The following is a 13,164-nucleotide window of genomic DNA, read 5'->3' on the forward strand; positions in this document are numbered from 1 at the left end:
GTCAGATCTTCATGTATGAGATGCGGTTACGGCCGCGCCCCTGTTGTTGGGCCTGTTCCAGCGCGACCTCCTTGGCGTATTGCTGTTCCAGCAGGCGAAGGCTGTTCAGCTCTGCACGGTACAATTCGCGATCCGCACGGCGCAGGCGCTGGCCTTTCCTGAGGACGTCAGAAATCGCCGCCCGGACTTCCGCGAGGCGCTGTTGTGCGTCTGTCATGTTTGTTTTCCTAGTAGCCCGCGCGACTGCGGGTGCCCCGCCCGCGAGCAACTGCTCGGCGCGGTACCGGTGCGACCGGTTGTTCGGTGTTGAACAGTGTTGGCTGTAGCAGTTGCTGCTCCAGCTGATCCCATTCGTGATCGCGCAGCAGGTGGGTTTTCAGACTGCGCGCCGCATGCAAGGCGTACACCTCGCAGTCGAGCGCTTCGTTGCGCCGTCCGGCCTTTTTCTGCCAAACCATCTTGCTTGGATTACGCGGATGCGGCGCCAGCACTTCGTTGGTGAGTTGCTCGTAGTAGTCGGAGCGGATCTCGCTGTACCAGTGCATACGACCTGGCCCAGAACCTTTAAGCCGAAGCCGGCCGTCGATCAGGGTTTTGGCTTTGTGCGTGCCAACGATGTGGACCCGCAACCCGTATTTCGCGGCCTTAGTGTTGTCTTGCGAGGTGTCCACCGACTGCGGCGGTTTGGTGAAAATCTCTTTGTCGCGACTGTCGACGGAAGCACCTTTGATCGCCATGACGTTGTAGCGTTGACGATCTCGCACATAGGCGTAAACCGCATCGCTGGTGTTACCGTCGGAGCTATCAATGCTGACCGCCGACACCGCGAGTTGGGCGCCACTAACCAGGGGAATCGGCTGTGAGATGACCCGGTCCAGCTCTTGCCAGACAGCGTCATGCGGATCGATGGGGTTGCCGTGCAACTCTCCCCAATACAGACGCCATGATTCTTCTCCCCGACCCCATCCGGTGATCACCAGCGCCAGGCGATCACCTTGCACGTCGACGCCGACGGTGACCAAAAGCACACCCTGGGGCGCGGTGAGTTCCGCGTACGGCTCGGCGCGTTTTTCCAGTTCGTCAGTCTTCGGCGCATCGCTCTGGTATTCGTAGCTTTCGCCCTTGGAGCTGTTGACGAACGCAATCATCGGGCCGATGTTGCCCTGCGCCGCTGCATGCTCAGCCTGCAGTTTCTTCTCCATCAGCACTTCAAAGCGCGATCCCCAAAACGTCGCGTAAAGCTCGTTGAGGATGTAGCCCGCGATACCGCGAAACTCAGCTGTCGCTGACCAGCGCCCATGCTTGAGATTGGCGTTCTTCTGGTTATCGTCCCAAATACCGCCGCAATGCGGGCAAGAGTAGAACGTCTTTTCCGGACGTTTTTTGCCGTACACCTCGTGCTGGTACTCAGGATCCTCGTCGCAGTGCAAGTTGTCGAAGCTCAGCGCGTGCTCTTGCCCGCATTCGTGACAGGGCACCAAACCGATGCGCTTGTCTGACAGCTCGAGCTCCGCATCAATGGCCGACAGACCTTTGATCGTTGGTGTGCCGCCGATGATGATTTTCGAACGACGAAAGGTCTTTAGCCGCTCCTTAGCCAGCTTGATGCTATCGCCCTGCCCGCGCAGGTTGAGATTGCAGTCGTCCGGCTCCTCAATCGCCACTCGGGGCACCGGCGTGGATTTCACGCTGGCCGGGCTGTTGGAGCCAACCATTTTGAGGAAGCCACCGGGAAAGCGCTTGAAGTCTTGCCGTTGTTGAAGCTTGCGGCTGCGCAGGTCGACTTTCTTGCGCAGCCGTGGCGTGGCTTCGATCATCGGTTCGAGTTTCTCGCCGACGTACTGTTTAGCCGCTTCGGCTTTGGGGAACAACACCAGGATCGGTGACGGGTCAATGTCGATCCATTTGCCCAGGGCGTTTCCTAGCACGCCAGAAGTCCAGGCAACCTGTGCCGATTTGCGTCCGACGATCTCGCTCACAGCGGGATCATCCAGCGCCTCAAGTGGCCCACCGGGCCAGATCAGGTGAGGCGTCACGTCGAAGCGATATTTGCCAGGGCGTGCCGCTTCTTCCGGTGCGAGCCAGCGGTATTTGTCCGCCCACTCAATAATGCTCATGCGAGGCGGCGGTGCCCATTTGCGGCAGGCGCTGCGCAGCGCTTTAGTCGCCGTCTTCCTCAAGGCCCTCCGAATCGTCCGGTTCGTCAGAATATCCATCTGACGGGGCATCATCCTTGTCATAGTCAGAAAGCCTCCTCAGGATGGCTTCAATGGGGTCGCGAATGAGTTGCTCGTCTACTTCCACGTCGTAGCGCGCTGACAATTCGGCGGCTAAGGCATCCGGGAAGGAGTTGAGCAGCTCCACTTTGGCTGCGGTAATCATGGCTTCGAAGCGCTCGACCAGGTCTGCAGCAATCACTACCTCGCCAAGATCCTTCGCCATAGCGAGCTCTTCGCGGTCGGCGCGGATCCGGTCGAGTCGGTCGCGCGAAGATTCTTTTTTGCCGTTGAGCGAGGCTTGGTGCATCAGCCACTGAATCACGGCTTCGGTGTCGTATTGGTTTTCGTTGCCTCGACCGAGGCCGAACTCGGTCACAGGCATGCCGTCGTTCTGCCATCGGGTCAGGGTGCGTTCATCACGACCGACGATCTCGCTCAAGTCGGCCTTGCTAACTGTCCTGCCCATATCTAACCCTTTGAAAAGACGGACATCCCTGCCAAATTTTCAGCTGCAGAGATCCCGCGAGTTCCCTAACCCGTGTAGGGGGTGGCCCTCGGGGAGGACCCGGAAAATCCGCGTCCCCGCCCGGCCACCGACCTAGCCTCGGTCGGTCGAAGCCGACTCCGAAACGCCAAGCCGCTTGGCAGCCCAGCGCTCGTACAACCCGATTGCCACATCCGCCCCAGCCATCGCCGTGAGGCAACCCAATGCCCCCGCCGTCCATAGCGTCATGCCGGCCGCAATCATCAGCATCATTGCCGACACCCCGCAGACGATGCAGGCACCGGACCGAAGCGCGAGCCGACGCAACAACGCCCAGCCCCGCGCCCCATCCTTGTCTGCCCGCCACATCTCACCCGATACGCCGCCGACCAGGGCCAGGACGATCACTAACCAGATCGGCATCTCTGCCAGTGCTTGCTGCTCGTTTGTCATCGCCAACCCCTAAACGCAAAAACCCGGCGCAATGGCCGGGTTTGGTGGTGTAGTGCCTGCCGCTCTCTGCGGTCGCACCTATCGAAGATGACTACTTTTTACAGGTCGATTCCGGTGGCAGCAACCCCGGTTTAATGCCACCCGGTGAATAAGTGGGTAACACCGGGGGAACGCCTAGCGAATGTCGGCGAATATCCCACCCCGGCATTCTGCTGTTTCGGCGACGTCCCATCTGTCCCACCATCCAGAATCGAAGTGGGACGCCTGAGAGCGCCTAAATTCGGAGCTTCGACCCACTGTCCTACTTATTTCTCTCCCTTCTCGTGTAAAGGAAGAATTTAAAGAACACGCATGCGCGTGAAACGCGCGTAATGCTGCCCGCTCCGCTCACATGGGCGGGAGGCACTTTGTAGCGGGACAGTGGGACAGCCCAACAACGACAAGGCCCGCACCTGTCCCACTGCATCAAAGCGCAGCGGGACAAGACGGGCCAGTGGGACAACAACAGCCGGACGAATGCCTGGGGTCACGCAGTCAACCCCATCATCACGCCGAAGATCTGCAGATGCGCCTCATGCAAACGCTGGTAGTACGTGTCGCGGCCGCAACCGCAATGGGCATAGCGCAAGCGCATATCCACATCGAGCGTGCAGTAATGCTCCCGCACGACCGTCACCAACTCCGGCGCGAGATGCTTGTTTACGATCAGCTCGATGTCGAGAGAACTCTCCAGCGGTGCACGAAAAGCCCGCCGCCCGCGAATCAGTTGCCCATTACTCTCCATCATCATGGCAACCATGTTCCCCCCAGCAAGTCCCCCTTTCGAGTGTTCGGAATGCAGCTCTTGAGCCCACAACCGAAGCAGCGAGTCGATCTCCTTAATCATCGAAACAAGGCTCCTCGAAGGCTTCCCGCTGCAACGCAGAAGCACCGCCCCATCCTGCTGGCTTCTTATAAGCCCACGGCCGCTGCTTACTCTTGGCCAAGGCCGGTAGACGCACTCGCCGCCATCCCAATCGATGCATGATCGCCCCGACCCGCATCTGCTCAGGCTTGCCCCAATGTCCAAAATCCAGCTTCAACGCGCTGGCCAGCACCTCACTACCGGTGGTGGTTTCGCCGATCTGCGATTCCTCGAGCCAGGTCAGAATCGGACCTTCCCACTCGTCCACCACAAAGCGCTCGTCCTGCTCCTCGCCGAACATAGCCGCCTCATCCAGCGTCACCCACCAGAGATCGCCCGCGTCGTAACAGAACACCGCCTCAGCCCAGAGCTGCTCGCGGATAGAGCGCAACAACTCCAGATCCACCTTGGTACAAGCCACCGGCCAATAACGCCGGTTACCGGTCGCGTCCTTCAGGTACTCGTCCTGGTTAGTGGTACCAACGAACACACACTGACGCGGCACGTCCATCGTGCGGCGGCCGTAGCTCTCGCGGTAGGTGTCCGTCGACGCGGAGAAAAACTGTTTGGCCTTGGTGCTCTCTGCCTTGTTGAAGCTGTCCAGCTCGCCCAGCTCGACGATCCACTTGCCCCGGATCGCCTGAAACCCGTCCTTGTCGCCCAGGGCAAACGGCGTATCCATGAACCACTCACCACCGAGAATGCTCATCGCCGTCGACTTACCGGCACCCTGCGCGCCCTCAAGGATCATCACCGAGTCAGCCTTGCAGCCAGGCTTCATTACCCGCGCCACGGCTGACAACATCCAGCGCTTGCCCACCTTGGACGAATAGTCGGTGGCTTTCACCCCCATGACGTCTGTGAGCCAACTTTCCAAGCGCGGCACGCGATCCCATTCGAGCTTGCGCAGGTACTGCCGCACCGGATGAAACGCATGGTCATGCGCAACCACACTCACCGCCTCGATCACATGCGAGGCCTTGACCCGCAAGTTGTACTGCTGCGCGAGCCACTTCATCACCCGCACATCATCAATGTCCGCCCAATCGCCGGTGCCGCCACCATAAGGCGCCGCACGCAGCTTCACGATCTTCGAACTGAACGCGCTGTAGCTGATCACCCCGGCCCAACGTTCGTCATTGGCCAGGATCAACTCGACGTTCTGCATGTGCGCAATCAACGCGCCGCTTTCACTGCGGGCCAGCAAGTCCTTCCAGCCACCAGCGGCCGGCGGCTTGACCACCGCCAGCACCTGACGACGCACCGCTTCCAAACCTTCCGCGACATGCAGGTCGTTGAAGTCGGTCCACTTGGCTTCCCGCTCTCCGGAAAAGATCGGCGCGACCACCTGACCACCGACAATCAGCGCCGCGTTGCTCGCTTTCTCTTCACCGGGGTTCCACGCATCGCCATTCGGCTTCGTGGTCTTCCAGTCATCATCTCGACAGATGATCAGCGGGCAACCAGCGAAGCGCTCGCGCATGGCCTTGCAAACCACCAGCAAATTGCCCGCATCAAACGCAACGGCCACGGTCAGTGACGTGGCCATATGCAGGCTTGCGCCGGTCGCGTAGCCTTCACACACCAGCACCGGCTCGCCCGGATCCGGATGCGGCCCGATCAGATGGAAAGCCCCCTCTTTGGACATGCCGTAAGGCCAATAGGATTTGTCCCGGCCGGTGTCCTCTTGCTTGGTCGGGAACACCACCTGCAGGCCGACAATCTCGTCGCGCACATTGCTCATCGGCACCAGAAACGCACCAGAGCGCGGCGCGTATCGAACGCCGAAGCCAACGATCTGCTTGCGGTCCAGATAGTCACTACGGCCCTTTTCCGGCATGCGCTTGAACATCCCCGCCGCCCGGTTCGCCGCACGACGTGCCGCATTAGCCGAGATCTCAGCCGCGCGGCGTTTGGCCTCCTCCTGTCGAGCACGCATGACCTCGCGCTCTTCAGGCGACATCCGCCCGGCCTTGACCTTGATCTTCTGAGACTCGCCCGAACGCCAGTCACCGAACGCACCGAAGATCAGCGTCTCGCCTTTCTCCGTGTGCTGTTCATGGACGACATACCAGCCATTCTTTTCCTTGCCCTTGTCCTGCGAAGTCTTACACCGGGTCAGCTTGCCAAACACCAGCGGCTGCGCAGGCTCAAGACCGTAGTCCGCGAATTGCCCCAACACTTCATCGAGCATGGATGGCCTCCATGATCTCCTCGACCTCCTGGCAGCTCACGCATTGCGTGCAGCCAGGAACAGCTAAACGCCGTCCCTCGGGGATTGGGCTGTCGCAGTTTTCACAGAATAGAAACGAATGCGCCGCCAATGCAGGTTTAGCGGCGTTGCGTGCAGCGAGCGCCTGATCGATACGTTCCTGCACCAGGTCATTTGCGAAGTCAGCAATGTCAGCCACGATCAACACCCCGCGTCGTCTGGTTGACATACGTGGCGCGGTTGAACAATCCCAACAGCCCCTGAATCCCACGGAATACCTGCAGGCGTATAGCGGCAAGCTCCTCATCGGAAACCACCCCGTCGCCAATACTCTTGGCCCAGGTATCCGCTAGATCCGCCACCTGCCGGAAGTACTCGGCGATCCCCGTGGTTAACGTCTCGGGCATGTCGTTGGTGTACGCCTCAGCCAGCTCCTGCCAGGTCGTGTCACCGACCAACGCATGCACTGCATCCAGAATGCGACGATCCTTGGTCAGCTCCAGAATCTCGCCGAACTCTTGAATGTTCACCGTGTGGCTGGGGTGGGTTGGGGACAGCTTGTGCTGCAGCGTGGTCGCATTTCGGCCGGTGGTGGCGGCGATAGCGGCGGCTCCGCCGGGATAATCCCGTGCGGCATGGTAAAGCGCGAGATCGAGCGGCAAAACTTCCCGCTGCGCCCGATCTAGAGAGCTCAGAATGATACGGCTCATGGCATTAATCCTTGTAAGTTGCCAGTGCCGCGCGACATGCAGTGGTGATACATTTGCCGCGTGGCTTGAAAGGGCCCAAAACGCCGGCTAGATCTTCGGGATCGATACCGGCACCGTGCCGGGGCGAGCAATCCGTTGCTCACCCCTGGCGCAACAGCTGCCCAATCTGTGGTGGAAAAGGCAGCAACACCAAGGCTTCCGAGCCTTGGAAAAGCGCGATAAAGAGAGGTGGTTGCATGTGGTGTGCCCGCCTACCTTTATCGCGACCCGACAGCGCTGTGGTGGTGCGTGCCGGGAGGAACTGGGCGACCTATTGGTTGCCTTTTTTCTGTCTACGCTGCAGCTTTTTGTGGAGCCGAAGCATTCAACAGCCAAGCCGCTTGAAACGCATTGCCTTTATGCTTCGCCGCAGTCGCCAACAGCTCGGCGTATTTGGTTTCCCCTGTGTAATCCGTTCGTGGCAGACATGCGGCCTGACGCCATTTGTTCAATGCTTGATAGCTTCTATCGCATACCTTCGCGGCGGCCCCGATACCGCCTACGGCTTCAAAAGCGAAGGCAATCGCACTCGGGAAATCTGCGGGGTCCAACATGACAACCTCCATTTATCAACTTGAGGTTGATATTACATATCAACTGACTATTGCGCAACCTTTATGACACTCTCAACTCATGGTTGATAAAAATTCTTTACGCGCAGCTTTCAGCAAGCGCCTACACGAAGCCCTCGATGATGCCGGCATACGCAGCCGCGGCCGAGGGGTGGATATCCATCGGCAGTTGAAAAGCGTGGGGGTGGTCAAGACTACTCAAGCGATTAGCAAATGGTTGAACGGTGAGGCGATGGCGGAAGCGGACAGCATGTCTGCCCTCTGCTCGTGGCTTAAAGTAAGAAGGGAATGGCTAGAATACGGCGTATTGCCGAAGGAGCAGACCAGGGACACCAATATCCGAAGAATATCCGTTGGTGAGCAAAGCAACGTTACTGAAATCAATCAACGCTTTGGCAAGGTTCCTCTGATCTCGTGGGTACAAGCTGGTGCTTGGTGCGAGGCCTTTACAAATTTTGAGAACTACGACTCGGAATCGTGGTTATCTTGTCCCGTACCTATTAGCAGCCATGGATATGCTTTGAAAGTGCTCGGAGATTCTATGACGAATCCGGGACCTGGACGTAGCTACCCTACCGGATGCATTATTTTTGTTGATCCTGAGGCTGAAACAAAAACAGGGGATAGAGTAATCGCGAGAGTTCCCAGAACGAACGAGGCGACCTTTAAAGTGTTAGTGGAGGATGCGGGACGCCAATATTTAAAACCTATCAATCCGCAGTATCCTATAATTGAAATATCGGAAGAAACACATATTTGCGGAAAAGTAGTAGGATCTTTCATTCCTGAATAATTGAGATCAGGAAAACCTTAATGGAGTCGATGATGATGTAACTTTACAGACTATTCCGATTTTATCTAATAATTTTTGCAAGCCTGCTCTTCGTAATTCAAAATCACCAGATGGACCGATAATAATCTCTTGGATACTGTTCCTGTTAAAATTAACAGGCACATAGGGGAAAATTATCCCATTACGTTCTCTGAACTTAACGTCACTTTCTTTATAGTCATAACGCTCATCAACTCGACTTATCTTGGATGACAGCACTAACCTGCGCTCAACCTCGTGCTTAAATCCTTCAAACTTGTAAGCCCCACAAGAAAATACAATTTCATTAAAAATTCTTTCCAGTTGCCTCTTAGGGGCATGCTCGTGGTGGTCCCTTATAACTTGAGATAAAATTGTGCTTTTTGATTTATCCTTCTCTTTTGCATTGCCATGATCTTCCGCAGCAATCCCTTTCTTGATTGCCTCAAGTATTACATCTCTAGACAGAATTTTTTCTAATCGCTCATTAAAGCTCGATGACTCATACAACACACTTTCGAACTTAATGGCGTATTTAGTCGCAAATTCTAATTTCTCTGAAGGGTCAAAAAATGAATCTTCATCAAAACAAATGCAATAGCCTTGGTTCTTTTCGCAATAGCTAAACCAATGAGAAATACTATCCCTATCCTTGGCAAAGGAAACGACATATGTATCTCTACCCAGCACGTTGGGTTCAATAAATTTGCGAAGAGTTTCATAAAAACGAATGAGCACCTCCTTATAAGGATCAACCATCGAATCGATTTTTTGGTCGATAAATGCTAGTGCCGCAGCATAACCATGAACATGTTCTTTATGATCATTCAGGAAGGCGATATCTGTCGCCCAAAATTGGCTATGGGTCAACATTCCGATCAGCGAAGAAGCGGAGGTGTAGTGGTAAATTTTCTTCATATGATCCTCGTTTCATTACTGTGATCATAACAATGAGCGCCCCAGAATCGCAGCAAAATCATAAATCAACCAAAGGTTGACTTATCGCAACCACTGGTTGATATTTGTCTCACTCTTCCACCACAGAGCGAGGCAACACCATGCACACCACAGCAACCCTACACGTCCATCCGGCTGCTGCTGACCCCTTCCGAATCTTCGAGATCCGCCGTCTGGCCCGCGAGAGCGGCTGCTCGTTTGTCACCAGCAAACCGAAGCAGCAAGCTCGTACCGCTCCTACCCCATTCGATCCGAACGGCGGAGGGCACGCAGCATGATTAAGTACAAAATCGACAACCGCACCCTGCAGTTGCTCAACGCCCAAGTGAACCTGACCGAGACCTTCAACCACGTCCTCAGGACAGCGCCCAAGCGTGAGTGTCTGGCGTTCCGTCTAAAGGTCGAACGCGGCACAACGGAGAGCACTTTCGTTGTCGCGCTGGGCAGCGAACGCCACACGCTGACCCTGACAAACGACAAGAAAACGCACCTCAAGCTGGCCGACTTCATCGAAGAAATTGCCAACGGCCCATTCGACGCAAGCAACACCAGCGATCTGGTGCACCGCCCCCACGCCACCAGGGAATATGGTCGCTTCGAGGTTTCGGACCAACAACGCGTGTTCGAGCTGGTACACACCGGCGGCGTGCTGAGCCTCGACATGGGCTTCGACTACCCCCTGCAAGTAGCGCTGCATCGCACCCACTCGCGCCCGGGCGTCACCACCATCCTGAGCATCGGCAACAAAAGCCCGCACACCAGGTGCTTCACCGCGTACGGGACTGATATCGAGATCTACGGCAAAGTGATCGAGTCCATCAACCACCTCGCTGCAGCGGCCACTCCAGCCGCGCACGCGGCTTGAGGAGGACGCCATGGAACGCACCCTTGCTCAGGCCGCAATCCAACTCGGCCTCTCCCGCCCCAAGCTCATCGCTCACATGCGAGAAAAAGGCCTGCTCACCGAGCGGAACCTGCCGGCCTACCCCAACCGCGACCGCGACTACCTGCGGATCAAGGACGGCCAGTGGTACCACGACCAGCTCGGCATGCAGTACAGCCAGTCGACCAGGGTGAAACAACCCGGCATCCGCTGGCTGGCTGATCAGCTGGGCATCGTCCTACCTGCCATACCGGCAGACAACCGTGACGTGGCCTAGGGAATACGCCCGCCAGATCATCGCCATGCGGACACGAGAGGAGCGCAACGCCGCGCTCCTTGAAGTGCCCGAACATCTGCGCGAGCTGACCAAACGGCACTGCCTGAACGCCTGGAACCACCCGGGCAGAAAACAACGCAAGGAGGCCCAATAGAGCCATGAGCAACACAGCACAAAACCCGCTTCGCCTGCTCCCGGCCCCGGAGTCAGCCACTGTCGAACTGCTCTACCGCATATTCGGCGACGTCTTGATCCCGCTGGAAAAAGTCCGCGAGCAGTACTTCCGCAATCTCAATGAGCAGTCGTTCGTAGCCGAGATCAGCAGCGGTCGCATCCAGCTCCCCATCACCACGCTGGACACCAGCCGCAAGGCACCGAAGTACGCCCACATCCGGCACGTCGCCTCACTGATCGATATCCGCGCCTACAAGGCCGACGAGGACATGCAGCGACAGCAAGAAGATACCCACGAGTAACAAACCAAACCGATCGGCTGCCACCACCAGCCAACCACGTCACCAGGAGCACACCACATGACCGCTATACAGATCTGCGCACTCATCGCCTTGATCGCCCTGGCCGGGCTATTAGTCTGGGCCGGCTACTTCATGGGACATAGCGACGGCATGTCTGCCGGCAGGAAGGAGCGCGACGCAGTCCAACAGGCCGAAAGCGCTAAGACCATTCGCGAATTGAGAGCGTCCCTCGAATTCATCAAGGCTGACCACGCTAACTTGACGCAATTCAGCAAACGTCTCCAGCAAGCCTTGGCACTTGGCGAACCCGAACGCCAAACGCTGATCGACATCGCAGACAAGCTTCGGATCGCCGCCGAGACATTCGCCGCCTTCCGCACGGGCAAAAAACTCGAACGCGAAACTAGAACCCTGCGCGACCAGGCGCTGGCCATGGCAGAACTTCTGCAGATTGCCACGGAAGGAGAAGCAGCATGAACGGCACGCTCTCCTACTTCGGACCAACTCATTATCGGATCTCAGAGCAAAGCGGCGAACAATCTCGCGTACGAGCACGAATGTCGACCGCTTTGCTCTGCAACGACACGCGAGTCTACACCCACGAAGTAGACAGTCTCAGCTGCGCAGCAGCATGCATTAATGCTTTTCCTCAAGCCGCTACCGAGGCATCTGCCCCCCACCAAAAGCTGCGCCAGGCAGCGCCTCCCAATGCAACGCTGAACGCTGAGAAACGCTCGCCCGCGCAGCTTTCCGAGGGGTATACGCAGTGTGATGAGGCGGCAGAACCATCGCTGCCGACCTATCACCTCGACAAGATTCCAGAAGACAAGATGGCCGAACTGATCGGTACCACGCGCAGGGCATTGCAAGGCAAGCGCGCCAGAGGCGTCATTCCCAAAGGGATCTGGAACAGCATCGATAGCCGCATCTATTACAGCCTCAGGAGATACGAAGCATGGCTCGAGAGTCAATGGGATTGCCCGCCGGAGTTGAATTTGCAGGACGGTCCATCCGCATTCGCTTCACCTGGAACGGGCAACGCCGTTGCGAAACCCTCCCCTATCCCCAAACGCCAAAGGGGATTAAGGCTGCCGCCGACCTACGCGCTAACGTAACCAGCCTGATCAAGCACGGCGTTCTGGATGATCAGCGCTATGCCGAACTGTTCCCCAACTCCACATATGCCAACTACGCGGCGACTCCCCGTTTCGGGGAGTACGCCCAACAGTGGCTCAACAGTCGCGAGATTGTGGCCGGGACACGCAAGAACTACCTCGGCTCACTCAATTTGTACTGGATGCCGTATCTGGCGATGCTACCCATCGACAGCATCACGTCGGTGATGCTGCGCAAGGTCGTGGCCAATACCGAATGGCCGACGCCGGGCGTGAAGCGCGCGGCGATTCAGCGCCTGACGACGGTGTTCGGCACCGCGGTAAAAGATGGCCTGATTAACCGTAATCCGGTGGAGTCCATTGAACTGCCGGTGAAGGCTAGGAAACCCATCGATCCCTTCACGGTCAGTGAGGCCAACCAGATTATCGAACACCTATATAAGACGCTGACCCATTCGATGCGGATCTACGCGGCGTACTTCGAGTTCGCCTTCTACACCGGCATGCGCCCCAGCGAGATCGCGGCGCTGCGCTGGGAAGAAGTCGATGAGGAAAAACGACTGGTCAACGTGTGTCGGATCGTCGCGGACTACAAGATTGAGGAGCGCACCAAAACCCGAAACGTGCGTCAGGTCATGCTCAATAGCCGAGCGTTACACGCCCTAGAGCAAGCCGCGCTGGAGGCGCAACAACGCGCTTTGCAGAGCCGTCGCAAACGCGCCGAGTCGCCCTATGTATTCCCGCCAACCAAGAACTTCGAGTTCATTCAACAATCGAGTGTGACCGACAAACACTTCCAGGCTGCACTGACCGAATTGGGCATTCGCGCCCGCCGGCAATACAACTGCCGACACACATACGCTACCATGTGCCTCATGGCGGGTATGAACCCTGCGTTTATTGCCACTCAGCTCGGTCATAGCGTTCAGATGTTGCTATCGACTTACGCCCGATGGATTAATTCCAGCACTGACTGGGGTGAACTCGGTAAGCTCGAAAACAGCCTGATTGGTACAAAATTGGTACAGACAGAAACAGTACCCCTCTGAAAC

General features: G+C 57.1%; 17 protein-coding genes. 7 read left to right on the forward strand and 10 right to left on the reverse strand.

Annotated elements, in window-relative coordinates; all coding sequences use genetic code 11:
* Position 1 precedes the first annotated feature (1 nt).
* The 9 genes from QRN70_RS06785 to QRN70_RS06825 form a co-directional block, all read right to left on the reverse strand.
* A complete protein-coding gene (locus QRN70_RS06785; protein ID WP_285416537.1) occupies positions 2 to 217 on the reverse strand; it encodes a hypothetical protein in 216 nt (71 codons plus the stop codon).
* A 10-nt stretch (positions 218 to 227) separates the two neighbouring features.
* The gene (locus tag QRN70_RS06790) at positions 228 to 2,216 is read right to left on the reverse strand and encodes a phage terminase large subunit family protein (protein ID WP_350224497.1); all 1,989 of its coding nucleotides are present in this window, start codon (positions 2,214 to 2,216) and stop codon (positions 228 to 230) included.
* A complete protein-coding gene (locus tag QRN70_RS06795) occupies positions 2,161 to 2,685 on the reverse strand; it encodes a DUF1441 family protein (protein ID WP_285416539.1) in 525 nt (174 codons plus the stop codon). Before QRN70_RS06795 ends, QRN70_RS06790 begins: the two co-directional genes overlap by 56 nt.
* A gap of 132 nt (positions 2,686 to 2,817) precedes the next feature.
* Positions 2,818 to 3,156: a phage holin family protein gene (locus QRN70_RS06800; protein ID WP_285416541.1), complete on the reverse strand. Its 339-nt coding sequence runs from the start codon at positions 3,154 to 3,156 to the stop codon at positions 2,818 to 2,820.
* 526 nt (positions 3,157 to 3,682) lie between these two features.
* Positions 3,683 to 4,042 (reverse strand): PA0613 family protein, encoded by a 360-nt coding sequence (locus QRN70_RS06805; protein ID WP_285416542.1) that lies wholly within the window; start codon positions 4,040 to 4,042, stop codon positions 3,683 to 3,685.
* Positions 4,035 to 6,254, reverse strand: a complete 2,220-nt coding sequence (locus tag QRN70_RS06810) for a virulence-associated E family protein (protein WP_285416544.1) — start codon at positions 6,252 to 6,254, stop codon at positions 4,035 to 4,037. Before QRN70_RS06810 ends, QRN70_RS06805 begins: the two co-directional genes overlap by 8 nt.
* Positions 6,244 to 6,471: a TraR/DksA family transcriptional regulator gene (locus tag QRN70_RS06815; protein ID WP_083369365.1), complete on the reverse strand. Its 228-nt coding sequence runs from the start codon at positions 6,469 to 6,471 to the stop codon at positions 6,244 to 6,246. The genes QRN70_RS06810 and QRN70_RS06815 overlap by 11 nt, the downstream gene beginning before the upstream one ends.
* Positions 6,464 to 6,982: a phage regulatory CII family protein gene (locus QRN70_RS06820; protein ID WP_177413691.1), complete on the reverse strand. Its 519-nt coding sequence runs from the start codon at positions 6,980 to 6,982 to the stop codon at positions 6,464 to 6,466. Before QRN70_RS06820 ends, QRN70_RS06815 begins: the two co-directional genes overlap by 8 nt.
* Positions 6,983 to 7,314: 332 nt before the next feature.
* Positions 7,315 to 7,575 carry a hypothetical protein gene (locus QRN70_RS06825; protein WP_285416549.1) on the reverse strand — a complete coding sequence of 87 codons (261 nt, stop codon included), beginning with the start codon at positions 7,573 to 7,575 and terminating at the stop codon, positions 7,315 to 7,317.
* 79 nt (positions 7,576 to 7,654) lie between these two features.
* On the opposite strand from QRN70_RS06825, the gene QRN70_RS06830 reads away from it, so the two are divergent.
* Positions 7,655 to 8,386 (forward strand): LexA family protein, encoded by a 732-nt coding sequence (locus tag QRN70_RS06830; protein WP_285416550.1) that lies wholly within the window; start codon positions 7,655 to 7,657, stop codon positions 8,384 to 8,386.
* A 6-nt stretch (positions 8,387 to 8,392) separates the two neighbouring features.
* Here QRN70_RS06830 and QRN70_RS06835 read toward each other — a convergent pair whose 3' ends face one another.
* Positions 8,393 to 9,322 (reverse strand): DUF2971 domain-containing protein, encoded by a 930-nt coding sequence (locus tag QRN70_RS06835; protein ID WP_285416552.1) that lies wholly within the window; start codon positions 9,320 to 9,322, stop codon positions 8,393 to 8,395.
* A 313-nt stretch (positions 9,323 to 9,635) separates the two neighbouring features.
* Here QRN70_RS06835 and QRN70_RS06840 point away from each other — a divergent pair, with 313 nt between their 5' ends.
* The 6 genes from QRN70_RS06840 (at position 9,636) to QRN70_RS06865 (ending at position 13,161) form a co-directional block, all read left to right on the forward strand.
* On the forward strand, positions 9,636 to 10,226 hold the full coding sequence (locus QRN70_RS06840) for a hypothetical protein (protein WP_285416553.1): 591 nt from the start codon (positions 9,636 to 9,638) through the stop codon (positions 10,224 to 10,226).
* A gap of 10 nt (positions 10,227 to 10,236) precedes the next feature.
* Positions 10,237 to 10,521 carry a phage antirepressor KilAC domain-containing protein gene (locus QRN70_RS06845; RefSeq protein WP_285416554.1) on the forward strand — a complete coding sequence of 95 codons (285 nt, stop codon included), beginning with the start codon at positions 10,237 to 10,239 and terminating at the stop codon, positions 10,519 to 10,521.
* A 158-nt stretch (positions 10,522 to 10,679) separates the two neighbouring features.
* Entirely contained in the window at positions 10,680 to 10,997 is a 318-nt protein-coding gene (locus QRN70_RS06850; protein ID WP_285416556.1) for a pyocin activator PrtN family protein, read from the forward strand.
* A gap of 57 nt (positions 10,998 to 11,054) precedes the next feature.
* Entirely contained in the window at positions 11,055 to 11,474 is a 420-nt protein-coding gene (locus QRN70_RS06855) for a hypothetical protein (protein WP_285416557.1), read from the forward strand.
* Positions 11,471 to 12,112 carry a hypothetical protein gene (locus QRN70_RS06860; protein ID WP_285416558.1) on the forward strand — a complete coding sequence of 214 codons (642 nt, stop codon included), beginning with the start codon at positions 11,471 to 11,473 and terminating at the stop codon, positions 12,110 to 12,112. The genes QRN70_RS06855 and QRN70_RS06860 overlap by 4 nt, the downstream gene beginning before the upstream one ends.
* Entirely contained in the window at positions 12,013 to 13,161 is a 1,149-nt protein-coding gene (locus QRN70_RS06865; protein WP_285418038.1) for a tyrosine-type recombinase/integrase, read from the forward strand. Before QRN70_RS06860 ends, QRN70_RS06865 begins: the two co-directional genes overlap by 100 nt.
* The last annotated feature ends 3 nt before the right edge of the window (positions 13,162 to 13,164 follow it).

It is taken from the genome of Pseudomonas sp. efr-133-TYG-5, from assembly GCF_030209175.1.
Lineage (GTDB): Bacteria > Pseudomonadota > Gammaproteobacteria > Pseudomonadales > Pseudomonadaceae > Aquipseudomonas.